At 64.1% G+C, this 17,042-nt stretch carries 16 protein-coding genes; 4 read left to right on the forward strand and 12 right to left on the reverse strand.

Going from position 1 to position 17,042, the window contains the following annotated elements; genetic code table 11:
• The first annotated feature begins 7 nt into the window (after nucleotides 1-7).
• From coaE to RP6297_RS12735, 3 genes are all read left to right on the forward strand, one after another.
• Entirely contained in the window at nucleotides 8-622 is a 615-nt protein-coding gene (coaE, locus tag RP6297_RS12725; protein ID WP_009241592.1) for a dephospho-CoA kinase, read from the forward strand.
• 135 nt (nucleotides 623-757) lie between these two features.
• The gene (zapD, locus tag RP6297_RS12730) at nucleotides 758-1,516 is read left to right on the forward strand and encodes a cell division protein ZapD (RefSeq protein ID WP_009241593.1); all 759 of its coding nucleotides are present in this window, start codon (nucleotides 758-760) and stop codon (nucleotides 1,514-1,516) included.
• Nucleotides 1,517-1,524: 8 nt separating this feature from the next.
• A complete protein-coding gene (locus tag RP6297_RS12735; RefSeq protein ID WP_009241594.1) occupies nucleotides 1,525-1,728 on the forward strand; it encodes a DNA gyrase inhibitor YacG in 204 nt (67 codons plus the stop codon).
• Here the strand turns inward: RP6297_RS12735 and RP6297_RS12740 are convergent.
• The 5 genes from RP6297_RS12740 to RP6297_RS12760 form a co-directional block, all read right to left on the reverse strand.
• Nucleotides 1,721-2,170, reverse strand: coding sequence for an NUDIX domain-containing protein (locus tag RP6297_RS12740; protein ID WP_009241595.1), 450 nt, complete (start codon nucleotides 2,168-2,170; stop codon nucleotides 1,721-1,723). The genes RP6297_RS12735 and RP6297_RS12740 overlap by 8 nt on opposite strands.
• The gene (locus RP6297_RS12745) at nucleotides 2,160-3,044 is read right to left on the reverse strand and encodes an ATP-binding protein (protein ID WP_009241596.1); all 885 of its coding nucleotides are present in this window, start codon (nucleotides 3,042-3,044) and stop codon (nucleotides 2,160-2,162) included. The genes RP6297_RS12740 and RP6297_RS12745 overlap by 11 nt, the downstream gene beginning before the upstream one ends.
• A 16-nt stretch (nucleotides 3,045-3,060) precedes the next feature.
• Nucleotides 3,061-4,290 (reverse strand): bifunctional glutamate N-acetyltransferase/amino-acid acetyltransferase ArgJ, encoded by a 1,230-nt coding sequence (gene argJ, locus RP6297_RS12750; protein WP_009241597.1) that lies wholly within the window; start codon nucleotides 4,288-4,290, stop codon nucleotides 3,061-3,063.
• A 73-nt stretch (nucleotides 4,291-4,363) separates the two neighbouring features.
• Nucleotides 4,364-7,168: a preprotein translocase subunit SecA gene (secA, locus tag RP6297_RS12755; protein WP_009241598.1), complete on the reverse strand. Its 2,805-nt coding sequence runs from the start codon at nucleotides 7,166-7,168 to the stop codon at nucleotides 4,364-4,366.
• A 251-nt stretch (nucleotides 7,169-7,419) separates the two neighbouring features.
• Nucleotides 7,420-8,382: a M23 family metallopeptidase gene (locus RP6297_RS12760; protein WP_009241599.1), complete on the reverse strand. Its 963-nt coding sequence runs from the start codon at nucleotides 8,380-8,382 to the stop codon at nucleotides 7,420-7,422.
• A gap of 69 nt (nucleotides 8,383-8,451) precedes the next feature.
• Between RP6297_RS12760 and RP6297_RS12765 the strand changes: the two genes are divergently transcribed.
• Nucleotides 8,452-8,973 carry a DciA family protein gene (locus RP6297_RS12765; protein WP_009241600.1) on the forward strand — a complete coding sequence of 174 codons (522 nt, stop codon included), beginning with the start codon at nucleotides 8,452-8,454 and terminating at the stop codon, nucleotides 8,971-8,973.
• A gap of 47 nt (nucleotides 8,974-9,020) precedes the next feature.
• Here RP6297_RS12765 and lpxC read toward each other — a convergent pair whose 3' ends face one another.
• The 7 genes from lpxC to murC form a co-directional block, all read right to left on the reverse strand.
• On the reverse strand, nucleotides 9,021-9,938 hold the full coding sequence (gene lpxC / locus RP6297_RS12770) for a UDP-3-O-acyl-N-acetylglucosamine deacetylase (RefSeq protein ID WP_009241601.1): 918 nt from the start codon (nucleotides 9,936-9,938) through the stop codon (nucleotides 9,021-9,023).
• Nucleotides 9,939-10,182: 244 nt separating this feature from the next.
• Nucleotides 10,183-10,683, reverse strand: a complete 501-nt coding sequence (locus RP6297_RS12775; protein WP_009241602.1) for a peroxiredoxin — start codon at nucleotides 10,681-10,683, stop codon at nucleotides 10,183-10,185.
• Nucleotides 10,684-11,074: 391 nt separating this feature from the next.
• Nucleotides 11,075-12,274 carry a cell division protein FtsZ gene (ftsZ, locus tag RP6297_RS12780; protein ID WP_009241603.1) on the reverse strand — a complete coding sequence of 400 codons (1,200 nt, stop codon included), beginning with the start codon at nucleotides 12,272-12,274 and terminating at the stop codon, nucleotides 11,075-11,077.
• A gap of 141 nt (nucleotides 12,275-12,415) precedes the next feature.
• A complete protein-coding gene (gene ftsA / locus RP6297_RS12785) occupies nucleotides 12,416-13,648 on the reverse strand; it encodes a cell division protein FtsA (protein WP_004633059.1) in 1,233 nt (410 codons plus the stop codon).
• Entirely contained in the window at nucleotides 13,645-14,556 is a 912-nt protein-coding gene (locus RP6297_RS12790) for a cell division protein FtsQ/DivIB (RefSeq protein WP_009241604.1), read from the reverse strand. Before RP6297_RS12790 ends, ftsA begins: the two co-directional genes overlap by 4 nt.
• A 37-nt stretch (nucleotides 14,557-14,593) precedes the next feature.
• A complete protein-coding gene (locus RP6297_RS12795) occupies nucleotides 14,594-15,589 on the reverse strand; it encodes a D-alanine--D-alanine ligase (protein WP_009241605.1) in 996 nt (331 codons plus the stop codon).
• A complete protein-coding gene (murC, locus tag RP6297_RS12800) occupies nucleotides 15,586-17,037 on the reverse strand; it encodes a UDP-N-acetylmuramate--L-alanine ligase (RefSeq protein ID WP_009241606.1) in 1,452 nt (483 codons plus the stop codon). The genes RP6297_RS12795 and murC overlap by 4 nt, the downstream gene beginning before the upstream one ends.
• Nucleotides 17,038-17,042 lie beyond the last annotated feature (5 nt).

Here is a 17,042-nt window from a genome sequence, read left to right on the forward strand (position 1 = left end):
CGTCAGCATGCGCGTGATCGGCCTGACCGGCGGCATCGGCAGCGGCAAGAGCTACGTGGCGGATCGCCTTGCGGAGCGCGGCGCCGCCATTGTCGACACCGACGCCATCGCACACGAGATCACCGCACCGGGCGGCGCCGCCATCCCCAAGCTGGTCGAAACGTTCGGCGCCGGCATCTTACGCAGTGACGGTGCCATGGACCGCGACGCCATGCGCGCCCTCGCCTTTTCGGACGCTACGGCCAAATCGCGACTGGAGCAGATCACGCATCCGCTCATCCGCGAGATTGCGCTGTCGCGCGGGGCCGCTGCGCAGGCATCGGGCGCGCATCCGTACCTCGTCTACGTCGTCCCGCTGCTGGTGGAATCCTTGGCCGGGCATCACAGCTGGCGCTCGCTGGTCGACCGCATTCTGGTGGTCGACTGCCCCGTTGACACGCAGATCGCCCGCGTGATGGCAAGGAACGGGCTGCCCCGCGCGCAAGTGGAAGCCATCATCGCCCGCCAGGCTTCACGCGAAGCTCGCCTCGCCGCCGCCGACGACGTGATCGACAACAGCGGCACGCTGGCCGACCTCCTGCCGCAGATCGACCGTCTGGACCCAACCTACCGGTCGAACTGAAACGCACTGAAAGTTGCGGTCACATCCCTTTGCATTGTGATGAACGAGGGTCTCGCATAGAATGCGGGCAGATCGAGGCCAAATGGGCTTCGGGGCCGCATATGCCAGCAGGCCAGCACACCGGGCACCCAAGTTTTGATCCTGTACGAATATCCCTTCAACGAACGCATTCGGACGCTGCTGCGTCTCGAAGACCTGTTCGAGCGGCTGGATTTTTTTCTCGTGCAGGAGCACCCGCTGCAACACCACGTGGCACTAACCACGCTGTTCGAAGTGGTCGACGTGGCCGGGCGTGCCGATCTCAAATCCGATCTGCTGAAAGAACTCGATCGCCAGCGCCAGACGCTCACCGCGCTGCGCGCCAACCCGCAGATCGATCAAGACGCGCTCGACGCCGTCATCAGCGAACTGGAAACCGCCTCGGGCAATCTCACCGCCACACATGGCAAGGCCGGCCAGCTGATTGCCGACAACGAGTGGCTGACGAGCATCCGCAGCCGCGCCATCATTCCAGGTGGGACATGTGAATTCGATCTGCCGGCGTATTTTGCATGGCAGCATCACCCCGCCGAGCGCCGCCGCGCCGATATCGTCAAATGGGCCCAACCGCTGGTACCGCTGCGCGACGCCACGATGATCGTGCTGCGGCTGCTGCGCGAGTCGGGCCAGAGTGGCAAGGTGATTGCTAACGCTGGAAGCTATCAGCAGATGCTGTCGGGCCGCGTGTACCAGCTGATGCAGGTGCGCCTGGATGAGTCGGCGCTGGGGTTCATCCCCGAAATCAGCGCCAACAAATACATGCTCTGGGTGCGTTTTACCCAGCAGGATGGCGACCTGCGACCCAAGCCGGTCGATGCGGATATCCCGTTCCAGCTGAAGCTCTGTAATTTCTGAGCCGCATCATGAATGTGAAGACCGTCAAATGCCCCAGCTGCGGCAAGGCCGTGCCTTGGGTGCCGGAGAGCCGCTATCGCCCCTTCTGCTCTGAGCGCTGCAAGCAGATCGACCTGGGTGCCTGGGCTGCCGAGCAGTACACCATCCCCGTAGTCGAAGAAGACGACCTGCCCGACGCGCCGGGCAACGATACGACCGGCAGGCTCAACTAGCCATCGCTTCCTCGCGCATCCATTCGAAGACGGGCAACGTTGCCGGCAACACCGGATCCACGCTGATCGGCAACGTCTGCCAAGCGAAATCCTGGCCTTCCAACGCCCGCAGCGTGCCGTCCCAGGCCGTGACCTTGCAGAAGTGCAGGCGCACGTACGCGTGCGCGTAGTCGTGCTCGATGGTGTGCCAGGGCACGCAGGTGCGCAACGTGACGTCCAGCTCTTCCTTCAGCTCACGCGTGAGCGCGGCCTCGACCGATTCGCCCGCTTCAAGCTTGCCGCCCGGGAATTCCCAGTAGCCCGCATACGGCTTCCCCTCTGGACGCTGCGCCAGCAAGAACTGGCCGTCTGGCTGCACCAGCACACCGACGGCCACTTCGGTGATCTTGCGGCCGTCAGGTGTGTGTGTCGGTGGCACTTGCGCCAGATTGTCAGTCGACATGCTGCCGCCCGTGCTTGCCGCCCCAGTCGCGGGCGAACTGCCATGCCACCCGGCCAGAGCGCGAACCACGCTCGAGCGCCCAAACCAGCGCATCGCCACGCGCAGCGGCGATGTCCTCGTCGCTGCAGCCGAAATGCTTGAGCCAGTGGCCGACGATGGTCAGGTATTCGTCCTGCTTGGGCGGGTAGAACGACAGCCACAGCCCGAAGCGCTCCGAGAGCGAGATCTTCTCTTCCACGACCTCGCCCGGATGGATTTCGCCATCCGATGTGTGCTGGTAGGTCTCGTTGTCCTTCATGTATTCCGGCAACAGATGGCGCCGGTTTGACGTCGCGTAGATCAGCACGTTGTCCGACTGCGTCGCCACCGAACCGTCCAGCGCAGACTTCAGCGCCTTGTAGCCGGATTCACCCTCTTCAAACGAGAGGTCATCGCAGAAGATCGCGAAGCGCTCCGGGCGCGCCGAGAGGCGCTCGACGATATCGCCCAGGTCCGCCAGATCGTCCTTGTCGACTTCGACCAGGCGCAGGCCGTCCTTCACGAACTCGTTCAGGCACGCCTTGATGAGCGACGACTTGCCGGTGCCCCGCGCGCCCGTCAGCAGCACGTTGTTGGCCGGCAACTTGCGCACGAACTGACGCGTGTTGGCGACGATGGCGTCTTTCTGGCGCTCGATGTTGTGCAGATCGCTCAGATGGATCGGCGGCAGTTGCCGGATCGGCGCGAGATAGCCGATGTTGCCGAACAAGCTCTGGCGTTTGCGCCAGCGAAAGGCAACAGCCTCGTTCCAGTCAGCTTCGGTCAGTTCAGGCGGCAGCCATTGCTCAAGCCGCCCGAGAAAGCGGTCGAGCCGTGCGGAAAGATCGGACGACATAGCAGCGGACTCCGGATTACGAACGGTAGTCCGCGTTGATCGACACGTAGTCGTGCGAGAAATCGCACGTCCACACGGTGGCGCTGGCGTCGCCGCGACCGAGCGCGATACGCACGGTGATCTCCGCCTGCTTCATCACGCGCTGACCGTCTTCCTCGCGGTAGTCGGGGTTGCGGCCACCGTCACGCGCGACCCATACATCGTCGAGCCACAGGTTCACGCCGTTCACATCGAGATCGGTCACGCCAGCGTAGCCGACGGCCGCCAGGATGCGCCCCAGGTTGGGGTCCGATGCGTAAAACGCGGTCTTGACCAGCGGCGAGTGCGCGACCGCGTAAGCGATCAAGCGGCACTCCTCGACGTTGCGGCCGCCCTCGACCTGGATGGTCATGAACTTCGTTGCGCCCTCGCCGTCGCGCACGATCTTCTGCGCCAGCTCTTGTGCGAGGCCCGTCAGCGCATCGCGCAGCGCGGCGTAGTCGGGGTGCGATTCGGAATCGATGCGCGGCGTACCGGCCCGGCCCGTCGCGATGACGACGAACGAGTCGTTGGTGGAGGTATCGCCATCGACCGTCACGCTGTTGAACGAATGATCGGCGGCATGGCGCACCAGCCCTTGAAGCACCGCGTCATCCACATTGGCATCGGTCGCGATGAAGCCGAGCATCGTCGCCATGTTCGGACGGATCATGCCCGCACCCTTGCTGATGCCCGACATGCGCACGGTCTTGCCCGACAACGTGCACGTGGCCGACGCTGCCTTGGGTACGGTGTCGGTAGTCATGATGGCCTCGGCGGCGGCCAGCCAGTTGTCCGGCTTGGCGTTCGCCTCAGCAGCAGGCAGTCCGGCGATGATGCGGTCGACTGGCAGCGGCTCCAGGATCACGCCCGTGGAAAACGGCAGCACCTGCTCCGGCGACACGCCCAGCAGCTTGGCCACGGCATCGCAGGTCTGGCGCGCATGCGCAAGGCCAGGCGCGCCGGTACCGGCGTTCGCATTGCCCGTGTTCACGACGATCGCACGTGCGCCCTTGCCGCTCGCCAGATGCTCGCGGCACACCTGCACAGGTGCCGCGCAGAAGCGGTTCTGCGTGAACACACCGGCCACCGTCGAGCCCTCGGCGATACGAACCAGCAGCACGTCCTTGCGATTGGCCTTGCGCACACCGGCCTCGGCCCAGCCGAGGTCCACGCCGTCTATCGGCAACAGGGAGTCAGCGGCGGGCGCGACGAGATTCACAGCCATGGAGCACACCTTTCAAATGAGGATGCCCGCAGTGCGGGCATCGTGAATCAACAGAAAACGGAGCGAAGCAGCGTCAGGCGAGTTTGCCGTGGCACTGCTTGTACTTCTTGCCCGAACCGCATGGGCACGGGTCGTTGCGGCCAACCTTCGGCACTTCGTCGGCGAGTGCGGCGGCAGCAGCCGATGCCACCGATCGCGGTGCGGCCATGGCCGGCGTTGCGCCATGAATCTCGGCATCGCCGGCAGCCACTTCGGCGAGTTCGCTGAACTCGTCGTGCTTGTACTGCACGTTGCTTAGCGCGGAAAGATCTTCTTCGATCTGTTCGGAGGCTTGCTCCAGCTCTTCCTGCGACTGGATGCGCACCGTGAAGACAATACGCGTGACCTCGTTGCGGATGGTGTCGAGCAGGCGGCCGAAGAGTTCGAACGACTCGCGCTTGTACTCCTGCTTCGGGTCCTTCTGCGCATAGCCGCGCAGGTGGATACCCTGACGCAGCATGTCGAGCGCCGCCAGGTGCTCACGCCAGTGCGTGTCGAGGCTTTGCAGCATCACCGAACGCTCGAAGCCGGCGAAGGACTCACGACCAACCTGCGCCACCTTGCCTTCGTACACCGCTTCAGTGGCGTCCAGCACCATCTTGAGCAGGTCTTCGTCTTCGATCGACTGGGCGGCTTCCAGCGTCTTCACCAGCGGCTGATCCACGCCCCAGTCTTCACGCAGCGTCTTTTCCAGACCGGCAACATCCCACTGCTCTTCCATGGTCTCCGCCGGCACGTACGTGCGGAACAGCTCGGTGAACACGGATTCACGCAGGTTCTTGACGAGATCGCCCACATCCTGCGCTTCGAGAATCTCGTTACGCAGCTTGTAGAGTTCCTTGCGCTGGTCGTTGGAAACGTCGTCGTATTGCAGCAGCTGCTTGCGGATGTCGAAGTTGCGGCCTTCGACCTTGCGCTGCGCCGATTCGATGGAGCGTGTGACGATGCCGGCTTCGATCGGCTCGCCTTCGGGCATCTTCAGGCGATCCATGATCGCGCGCACGCGGTCACCCGCGAAAATGCGCAGCAGTTGATCGTCCAGCGACAGATAGAAGCGCGACGAACCGGGGTCGCCCTGACGGCCAGCACGGCCGCGCAACTGGTTGTCGATCCGGCGCGACTCGTGGCGCTCGGTGCCGATGATGTGCAGACCGCCCGCCGCCTTCACCTGCTCGTGCAGCGATTGCCATTCGTCCTGCAACTGCTTCACGCGCGCGGCCTTTTCTTCGTCGGAGAGCGACGCGTCGGCCATTACAAAGCCCGCTTGCTTCTCCACGTTGCCGCCCAGCACGATGTCGGTACCGCGGCCGGCCATGTTCGTCGCAATGGTAATCGCCTTGGGGCGGCCTGCTTCCGCAATGATCGCGGCTTCGCGCTCGTGCTGCTTGGCGTTGAGCACCTGATGCGGCAGCTTCCCTTGGTTCAGCAGGTTCGACAGCAGTTCGGAGTTCTCGATGGACGTCGTGCCCACCAGCACCGGCTGGCCGCGCTCGTAGCAATCGCGAATGTCGCGAATGACGGCGTCGTAGCGCTCCTTCGAAGTCTTGTAGATCTGATCCTGCAAGTCCTTGCGCTGCGGCGTGCGGTTGGTCGGGATCACCACGGTTTCCAGGCCGTAGATCTCCTGGAATTCGTACGCTTCCGTGTCCGCCGTCCCTGTCATGCCCGACAGCTTGTTGTACATGCGGAAGTAGTTCTGGAACGTGATGGTCGCCAGCGTCTGGTTTTCCTGCTGGATCTGCACGCCTTCCTTGGCTTCCACCGCCTGGTGCAGACCGTCGGACCAGCGACGGCCCGCCATCAGCCGGCCGGTGAATTCATCGACGATCACCACCTCACCGTTCTGCACCACGTAGTGCTGATCGCGGAAGAACAGGCTGTGCGCGCGCAGGGCGGCGTACAGGTGATGCATCAGCGTGATGTTCTGCGGCGCGTAGAGCGATTCGCCCTCGCCGATCAAACCGGCTTGCAGCAGGATATGCTCGGCCTTCTCGTGACCGGATTCGGTCAGATAGACCTGGTGCGATTTTTCGTCGACATAGTAGTCGCCCGGCTTCTCGACGCCCGTGCCATCCGACTTCTCTTCGCCGATCTGGCGCGTGAGCTGCGCCGGGATGCTGTTCATGCGGCGGTAGAGGTCGGTGTGGTCTTCCGCCTGGCCGGAGATAATCAGCGGGGTACGCGCTTCATCGATCAGGATGGAGTCCACCTCGTCGACGATCGCGTAGTTCAGCGGACGCTGCACGCGCTGGCCGGCGTCGTACACCATGTTGTCGCGCAGGTAGTCGAAGCCGAACTCGTTGTTGGTGCCGTAGGTGATGTCCGATGCGTAGGCGCCCTGCTTCTGGTCATGGTCCATGGTGGTCAGGTTGACCCCCACCGACAGGCCCAGCCAGTTGTACAGGCGGCCCATCCATTCGGCGTCGCGCTGTGCCAGGTAATCGTTGACCGTCACGACGTGCACGCCCTGGCCAGAGATGGCGTTCAGGTACACAGCAAGCGTAGCCGTCAGCGTCTTGCCTTCACCCGTGCGCATTTCGGCGATCTTGCCGTCGTGCAGCACCATGCCACCGATCAGCTGCACGTCGAAGTGCCGCATCTTCATTACACGCTTGCTGGCCTCACGGCACACGGCAAACGCTTCGGGCAGGAGCGCGTCGAGCGTCTCGCCCTTGGCAAAGCGTTGGCGGAATTCTTCGGTCTTGGCCTGCAGCTCGGCATCGGTGAGCGCTTCGAACTTGGGCTCGAGCGCATTGATCTGCGCCACCTTGCGGCGGTACTGTTTGATCAGCCGTTCATTACGGCTGCCGAAAATCTTCTTGAGAAGGCCCGTGATCATCGATGGCTAGGGCCGGCGAGCCACCCGGGGAGCGCGTCAAGAAAGACCGCGAAACACAGGCAGCACAACGGCCCGGAAAGGGTTGGCGCAAAGGCGGGAGTTTAGCATGTGCAAAACACCCGCTTGATGGCAGCAGACCGGCGGGATGTGGCAGGAACGCCGCACTTTAGGGCCGCGCGGAACGTCGTGCACGCAGGCACACACTCACGCTGAATTGGGGACGGGCGCCCCTGATTGCAACCCGGCCGGGTTCAATGGCCCGCAGCGGTCATGCTCTTGCCGATATCGGCCGCTGCGACCTTCGCCGGCGCCTTGTTGGCTGCCATCTTGGGCTGGCCGGCGTTCTCCAGGAAGGCCACCGGATTCTGCGGGACGTCGTTGACGTGCACCTCGAAGTGCAGGTGCGGGCCTGTGGCGCGGCCAGTACGGCCGATCAGGGCGATGCGCTCGCCGGCCTTCACGATGTCGCCGACCTTCACGAAAACCTTGGACGCGTGGGCATAGCGCGTCTTCAGTCCATTGCCATGATCGATATCGATCATGTTGCCGTATTCATGGTGGAATTCACTGGCGACGACCACGCCGCCGGCGGCCGCTACGATCGGCGTGCCAACCGGGCCCACAAAGTCGACGCCGTCATGCTGCGTGCGGCGGCCCGTGAAGGGATCGATCCGCGTGCCAAACCCCGAGGAGTCGTAACCCGTCGCTACCGGGCGCACGGTGGGCATCATCTTCGCGTGGATCTGGCGGTCCATCAGGGTGCTCTCTAGCACGCTGAGGTAATCGGTGCGCTGGTCGGCAGAGCGCGTCAGGCGATTCAGCTCGGACTGAATTTCCGGCATCGACATCGGCCGCGAAAACGCACCCGCCGGCCCGCCTCGGCTCGGCTGGGATTTGAAATCGAACTCGCGGGGCGGCACACCCGCCAAGCCCGAGACCCGGGCGCCCAGCGCATCGAGGCGCGCAATTTGCGCCTGCATTTCGCCGATGCGCGCGGCCATCAGGTTGAGGTTCTCGCGGGTGACACGCGGGTCCGCGCCGGCAACTTCCGAAGCGGCTGCACCCGGCAGCAGGCCCTGCTTGGCCGCCAGCCACGTCGCACCGACGGACAGGGCCGCCACGGCCAGCAGTGCCGCGCCGATAGCCACGAAGACGCCGCGTCTCGACAGATGCGTTGCGCCGGCCTTGCGCGGGTGAATCAGGATGATCTGCATCGCTCGTTTTCCGGACAAAAAAGCTGCCCACCGGCACGAAAGCGCGATGAAGCGCCCTACAATGCCGGCATGCGAATCTTTGTTCATCCCGCTCTCAAGACGCCTGTGGCTAAACCCGTTCAGGATTGGCTCTCGGGTGCCGGTTCGGTCGGCCCGCTGATGCAGGCGGCCAGGCAATTGGCGTCGTTGGAAGCGGAGGTGTTGTCGCTGTTGCCACCCGGTCTGGGCGGCGGGGTGGCCGTCGGTGGCATCAAGAACGATGCGCGCGACAGCCGCGAAGCGACTCTGGTGTTGCTCGCCGCACATAGTGCGGCTGCGGCGCGCTTGCGGCAGGTGGTACCCACCTTGCTGGAACGTCTGCAGCGCCGGGGATCGCAGATTACCGCAATTCGTGTACGGGTACAACCGCAGGGCGGGAATGACAGTTTATGGCCACAAGAGACCGAAAAGCCGCCTAAACGCGCCAAGATGACCGCAGTTGGAGTCAACAGCCTGGCGGCCCTGGCCAATGAACTGCCCGATTCGCCGCTCCGGGAGGCCCTGGCCGAAATGGTTGCGCGACACGTCGCGCCAGCGGCCAAGCCTAAATAAAAAGCGCCCCGCAGGGCGCTTTCTTATACGAACGACCGCTCAGCCGATCACGAGAAGGCCGGTTGCCACTGCGGCAGAAACGCGCGCGGCGCTTCTTCCACCTTGTCGAACGTCACCATCTCATAAGCCGTTTCGTCGGCCAGCAGCGCGCGCAGCAGCGCGTTGTTCAGGCCATGACCCGACTTGTGCGCGGTGTATGCGGCGATCAGCGGGTGGCCCACCACATACAGGTCGCCAATCGCGTCGAGGATCTTGTGACGGACGAACTCATCGCCGTAGCGCAGTTCGTCGTTGTTCAGCATGCGGTGTTCGTCGAGCACGATGGCGTTGTCGAGGCTACCGCCGCGCGCCAGGCCGACCTCGCGCAGCATCTCGACTTCGTGGGCGAAACCGAACGTACGGGCGCGGGCGATTTCACGCGTGTAGCTCGTATCGGCAAAGTCGATCTCGAACGTCTGGCCGGTCTTATCGACGGCCGGGTGGCGGAATTCGATCGTGAACGACAGCTTGAAGCCGAAGTAGGGATCGAGGCGGGCAAGCTTGTCGCCCTCGCGGATTTCCACCGGCTTCGTCACGCGAATGAACCGCTTGGCTGCGCCCTGCTCTTCGATACCCGCCGATTGCAGCAGAAACACGAACGAGGCCGCGCTGCCGTCCATGATGGGGATTTCTTCGGCGTCGACGTCGACATAGAGATTGTCGATGCCCAAGCCCGCGCACGCAGACATCAAATGTTCGACGGTCGAGACGCGGGCGCCGTCCTTTTGCAGCACGGACGCTAGGCGCGTGTCGCCGATGGCGCTTGCGGTAGCGGGAATCTCGACGGCCGGGTCGAGGTCAACGCGCGTGAAGACGATGCCGGTGCCTGCGGCTGCCGGGCGCAACGTCAACGTCACCTTGCGGCCCGAGTGCAACCCAATGCCGACGGTCTTGACGAGGGACTTGATGGTGCGTTGTTTCAACATGGCCGCCCTCAACTCACGAAATTTGTACGATTGTTTTTATCTATGCGGTCTGCATAGGTGATAACCCTGAGCATACCATTTTCACATCCCTGCCTTCAAAACGACTTTTGTATCGGGATGTTAGGGGTGCACGGAATTGACTCAACATTAGTGCACGCAGATTCGGCGCCACCGTCGCCTCAGTCTTGAAGCAGGGCGGGATGGCGGCGGTACTCCGCCATTTGGTGGGGTGTGCGACGTGGCGTCAGAGTACCGCGAGGATCGATTCGGCACTGCTGACGGAGAACTGTCCGGGTGCTTCGACCTGTAGCGCAGTTACCACACCGTCCTTCACGACCATCGCATAACGCTGGGAACGCACGCCCATGCCGCGCTTGGAGAGATCCTGGTCGAGGCCGAGTTTGCTCGTGAACTCTGCGCTGCCGTCGCCGAGCATGCGGATCTTGTCGTCGGTGCCCTGCGTGCGAGCCCAGGCGCCCATCACAAAGGCGTCGTTGACAGACACACACCAGATTTCGTCGACACCCTTGGCGCGCAGTGCGTCGTAGTTGGCGAGGTAGCCTGGCACATGCCGCGCGGAGCAGGTCGGTGTGAACGCACCGGGCAGCCCGAAGATGACGATCGTCTTGCCCTCGGCCAGATGCTGGACGGAGAAAGCGTTGGGGCCCAGCGCGCAGCCGTCCTTTTCCACTTCAAAGAACTCGTAGAGCGTTGCGCCGGGAAGCGGTTGACCGGGCTGGATCATGATCGTCAGGAAGCGGTTGCGTGGATATCGCGATCATAGAACCTGCCGAGCGAGCGCGCAGCCGGTTCTTAAAACGAGACCGCCCGCGTGAACGAATCACGCGGGCGGTCTTGGGAGACAACACCATCAGGCCGCTTGGCTCGGAACGCACCGCGCGCGGCACAACGAACGGACACACCCGCCGGGCGGGGTGAACCCTTCCGGGGAGGCGGCCAGAGGCCAACCTGCCCGGCGGCAACGACTGTGTCCGGTTCGTCGCGCGCTGTCGACTGACCAGCGACCGGCCATCACACAACGGCGATCACGGGAGGGGAGCCGTGAACCGCGCGCGGCGTGCGGTGCCGCAGGCAGTCGGACGTGCGCGAGCGCTATCGAACCTACGCAGGCCCGATCAGTCCGCCTGCTTGCGCAGGAATGCCGGAATGTCGTACGTGTCGACACCCTTTTCTTGCAGTGCCGCCACGTGAGCCGATGCCGACTCACGCGAGCTGCGCCACACGGCCGGGGTGTCGAAATTGCTGTAGTCCGGGGCCGTTGCCACCGAGTGACCGGCGCCACCGCCGAACGCCACCGGCTGGTTGTCGGTGCCGGTCTTCAGCAGCGTCATCGTCTGCGGCTGTTGTTGCTTGTTGCGAGCAGCGCGGCCCAGACCCGTGGCAACCACGGTCACGCGCAGCGCATCGCCCATGGCGTCGTCGTAGACCGTACCGAAGATGACGGTGGCATCTTCCGCGGCATAGCTGCGGATGGTGTTCATCACTTCCTTGGTCTCAGACAGCTTGAGCGAGCGGCTGGCCGTGATGTTGACCAGCACGCCACGCGCACCCGACAGGTCCACGCCTTCCAGCAGCGGGCTTGCCACGGCTTGCTCAGCGGCCAGACGCGCACGGTCGACGCCGGACACGGTGGCCGTGCCCATCATCGCCTTGCCCTGTTCGCCCATCACTGTCTTCACGTCTTCAAAGTCGACGTTCACCAGACCGTCGACGTTGATGATTTCCGCAATGCCGGCGACCGCGTTGTGCAGCACGTCGTCGGCGCACTGGAAGCACTTGTCCATCTCGGCGTCGTCGCCCATGACTTCGAAGAGCTTTTCGTTGAGCACGACGATCAGCGAATCGACGTTGCCTTCGAGGTCGTTCGCGCCATGCTCGCCAACCTTCGAACGGCGTGCGCCTTCGAAGTCGAACGGCTTGGAGACAACGCCCACGGTCAGGATGCCCATTTCCTTGGCGACCTGTGCAACCACCGGTGCTGCACCGGTGCCCGTGCCACCGCCCATGCCGGCGGTAATGAAGACCATGTGCGCGCCACGCAGTGCGTCGGCGATCTGCTCACGGGCTTCCTCTGCGCAGTGCTTGCCGACTTCCGGCTTGGCGCCAGCGCCCAGCCCCGTGCTGCCGAGCTGCAGCACGCGCGATGCGGTGGAGCGCTTGAGCGCCTGCGCATCGGTGTTCATGCAGATGAATTCCACGCCTTGCACGCCGCGGTTGATCATGTGCTGCACGGCATTGCCACCCGCGCCGCCGACGCCGACCACCTTGATGATGGTGCCGTCCTGCATTTCCGTTTCAATCATGTCGAAGTCCATCATTGCCTCCAGAAGTGATCAGTCCCAGACGATGCAGCCTCCCCGCCGCAACTCCTGGTTCCTGAACAAAAAACATCAAAACAAGAAACTCAACTTGCTCCCCCCAAGGGAGCACATCTTCAACACCCGGCACATGCGTGCTCAGAAATTGCCGATGAACCATTCCTTCATGCGTGTCCAGATCTGTTTGGCCGATCCGGACTGCACCACGACCTTGCGGCCGCGCACGCGCTGCACGCGACCCTCCTGCAGCAGGCCCATCACCGTGGCGTAACGCGGGCTCTTCACAACTTCGTGCAGGTTGCCTCGGTACTCCGGCACGCCCACGCGCACGGGCTTCAAGAACATGTCTTCACCCAACTCGACCATGCCCGGCATCATTGCAGTACCGCCAGTGAGCACCACGCCGCTGGAGAGCAGTTCTTCGTAACCGGATTCGCGCACCACCTGATGCACGAGCGAGAAGAGTTCTTCCACGCGCGGCTCGATTACGGCGGCCAGCGCCTGGCGCGAAAGCGTGCGCGGGCCACGGTCGCCGACGCCCGGCACATCGATCATCTCGTCCGGATCGGCCAGCACCTGCTTGGCGATGCCGTACTGGATCTTGATGTCCTCGGCGTCCGGCGTCGGCGTGCGCAGGGCCATGGCGATGTCGTTGGTGATCTGGTCGCCGGCGATGGGGATCACGGCCGTGTGGCGGATCGCACCTTCGCTGAAGATGGCGATGTCGGTCGTGCCGCTGCCGATGTCCACCAGCACCACGCCGAGTTCCTTTTCGTCTTCGGTCAGCACGGCCAGGCTTGATGCCAGCGGCTGCAGAATCAGGTCGTGCACTTCCAGCCCGCAACGGCGCACGCACTTGACGATGTTCTGTGCCGCGCTTACGGCGCCGGTCACGATATGCACCTTCACCTCGAGCCGGATACCGCTCATGCCGATCGGCTCGCGCACGTCTTCCTGACCGTCGATGATGAATTCCTGCGTCAGGATGTGCAGGATCTGCTGATCGGTCGGGATGTTGACGGCCTTGGCGGTCTCGATCACGCGCGCCACATCGGTGGAGGTGACTTCCTTGTCCTTGATCGCCACCATGCCGCTCGAATTGAAGCTGCGGATGTGGCTGCCGGCAATGCCCGTGAAAACCTCGCCGATCTTGCAGTCGGCCATCAGCTCCGCTTCTTCGAGCGCCTTCTGGATCGACTGGACGGTCGCCTCGATATTGACGACTACGCCCTTCTTGAGCCCCTTCGATTCGGTCTGGCCCATGCCGATGACCTCGTAGGCGCCGTCAGGACGCAGCTCGGCGACCACCGCCACCACCTTGGAGGTGCCGATATCCAGCCCGACCAGAAGATCCTTGTATTCCTTGCTCATCGCGTTTTCTCTGTGCTTCGCGTTGCTTTGTTGTTGGCCGCCGGCTTACCCCCCAGCGTGGCTTTCGGCTTTGCAGCACCGCTGGTGCCACGCGCGGTGCCGGGCAACTTGCCCCCCTTGGCCAGCACCGCAGCCTGCGCATCGGTCAGGAAGCGCACACCCGCCGCACGAACTGCGAATCCGTTGGGATACCGCAGATCGGCGTATTCAATCTGACCGCCCCAGCGCTTGGTCACCTCCGGCCACGCACGCACAAAGCGGCGGGCACGCGCGGCCAGCGCGGTGCGGTCATCGTCATTCAGTTCGCGGCCCAGCTCGATGACCGTGCCGTTGGACAACCGCGCGCGCCACGCATAGCGGTCGGTGAGCGTCACGCTCAACGGCTCGACATTCATCGGCTTGAACCACTCGGTCATGGTCTCCAGCTTGTCGACCACGTCCTGTTCGGTACCTTCGGGTCCAGCCAGCGCCACCAGGTCGGTGTCGTCCTCGGCTTCGGCCAGGTTGGCCACGAAGACTTCGCCATACGTGTTGACCAGCTTGCCGGACTCATTGCCGCCCCAGGTGCCGAGCGCTTCGTGCTCTTGCACTTCCACCAGCAGCCCGTTGGGCCACACGCGGCGCACGCTCGCGCGCCGCACCCACGGCACCGATTCGAACGCCGCACGCGCATCGTCCAGATTCAGCGAGAAGAAATTGCCGCGCAGCTTGGCCAACGCGTTGGCGCGCAGGCTCGGCACATTCACGTGGCGCAACTCGCTGCCCGCCATCGGCATCACGCGCACCTGCTGCAGCTGGAACGTCGGCCGCTGCATCAGCCAGATCGCCCCAACGCCCAACGCGCCAAGCGCGAGCAGCGCATACAGCGCACTCGCGACGGCGTTGAGGAGACGGGTGTTGTGCCACATAACGTTGTGTTGTCCGGTTTCGCTGACGTTGTGTCGATTACTCGGGTTTCCAGTCGGTGCTCGCGTGCAGCTCCAGCGACGCACTCGCCGCCAGTTGCAATACGAAATCTTCATAGCTGATGCCGGCCGCGCGGGCGCCCATCGGCACCAACGAATGGCCGGTCATGCCCGGCGACGTGTTCATCTCCAGCAGGAACGGCGCGTTGTCGGACTTGCGCAGCATGATGTCGGCGCGGCCCCAGCCACGGCAGCCCAGCCCGCGATATGCCTGCACCACCAGCGCCTGCACGCGCGCGGCCACGTCGGCGGCAATCGGTGCCGGGCATTCGTAGCGCGTGTCGTCGGTGAAGTACTTGTTCTGGTAGTCGTAGTTGGCCTGCGGCGCGACGATCCGGATAAGCGGCAATGCCGTAGCGCTCTCCCCCTCGCCGATGATCGGGCAGGTCAGCTCGTCGCCTTCGATGAACTGCTCGGCCATCACATCGCGGTCCAGGCGCGCGGCCTTTTCGTAGGCGGCGGGCAGCTCGGCAACACTCGTGACCTTGGTCAGACCGATCGACGAACCTTCGCGCGCCGGCTTGACGATCAGCGGCAGGCCCAGGCGATCGGCCACGGCTTGCCAGTCGGCGCCGGCGTGCAACATCACGAAATCGGGCGTGGGCAGGCCGTGGGTCTGCCATTGGCGCTTGGTGGCTTCCTTGTCCATCGCCAGCGCAGATGCGAGTACGCCGCTGCCGGTGTACGGAATGCCGAATTGCTCGAGCAGGCCCTGGATCGTGCCGTCTTCGCCAAAGCGGCCGTGCAAAGAGATCACCACGCGGTCGAACCCTTGCTTGGCCAGATCGGCCACGGGCTGCAGCCCCGGGTCGAACGGGTGCGCATCGACGCCGCGCGCGCGCAGCGCAGCCAGCACGCCGTTGCCGGACATCAGCGAGATTTCGCGCTCGGCCGAACGACCGCCCATGAGCACGCCCACTTTGCCGAGGGACTTCGGATCGATCGTCGGATTGGGAACAAAGGGACCGGTCGTCATGCTGCGGCGCCTCCGTTCAGATCCACGACGTTTGCAGTGCGCGCCTGCGCCTGCAACGCAACCACTTGCCCGGGCACCTGCCCGATCGACCCAGCGCCCATGGTGATCACCACGTCGCCGTCCTGCGCCGCATCGATAATCGCTTGCGGCATGTCTTCAATCTGTTCCACGAAGACCGGCTCGATCTTGTTGGCCACACGGAGCGCACGCGTCAGGGCGCGGCCGTCGGCGGCGACGATGGGCGGCTCGCCAGCGGCATACACCTCGGCCAGCAACAGCGCATCGACGGTCCCGAGCACCTTGATGAAATCTTCGAAGCAATCGCGCGTGCGCGTGAAGCGGTGCGGCTGGAACGACAGCACGAGGCGGCGGCCGGGAAACGCACCGCGCGCCGCAGCCAGCGTGGCAGCCATCTCGACCGGGTGATGGCCGTAGTCGTCGATCAGCGTGAAGCGGCCCTTGCCGTCTGCGGTCGGCACTTCGCCGTAGCGCTGGAAGCGGCGGCCCACGCCGTTGAACTCGGCCAGCGCCTTGACGATGGCTTCGTCCGGCACTTCCAGTTCGGTGGCGATGGCGATAGCGGCCAGCGCGTTCTGCACGTTGTGCAGGCCCGGCAGGTTGAGCGTGATCGACAGCGGCGGCTCGGCATGGCCATTGAGCTGGCGGATCACGGTGAATTCCATGCGGCCATCGACGGCGCGCGCATTGACGGCACGCACCTGCGCGTCTTCGGCAAACCCGTAGCGCACGACCGGCTTGGAGACGAACGGCAGGATTTCGCGCACGTTCGGGTCGTCCACGCACAGCACGGCAATGCCGTAGAACGGCAGCCGCTGCGTGAATTCGATGAACGCCTGCTTCAGGCGCGCGAAGTCGTGCCCGTAGGTGTCCATGTGATCGGCATCGATATTGGTGATGACCTCGATCACGGGGAACAGGTTGAGGAACGACGCGTCGGATTCGTCGGCCTCGGCGACGATGAAATCGCCCGTGCCGAGGCGCGCGTTGGCGCCTGCGGAGTTGAGACGGCCCCCGATCACGAACGTCGGGTCCAGGCCGCCCTCGGCCAGCACGGAGGCGACCAGACTGGTGGTCGTCGTCTTGCCGTGCGTACCGGCGATGGCAATGCCCTGCTTCAGGCGCATCAGCTCAGCCAGCATCACCGCACGCGGCACGATGGGAATGCGCTTGGCGCGCGCGGCCAGCACTTCCGGGTTGTCACCGCGCACGGCGGTGGAGACCACCACGGCATTGGCGCCGATCACATGTTCCGGCGCGTGGCCCTGCATGATCGTCGCGCCGAGCGTTGCCAGACGCTGCGTGGTCGCACTGCTGCCTAGATCCGAGCCCGTCACGCGGTAGCCCAGATTCAGCAGCACCTCCGCGATGCCGCTCATGCCCGCGCCGCCGATGCCTACAAAATGGATGTTCTTGACGATGTGCTTCATATCGA

This window comes from Ralstonia pickettii (assembly GCF_016466415.2).
Lineage (GTDB): Bacteria > Pseudomonadota > Gammaproteobacteria > Burkholderiales > Burkholderiaceae > Ralstonia > Ralstonia pickettii.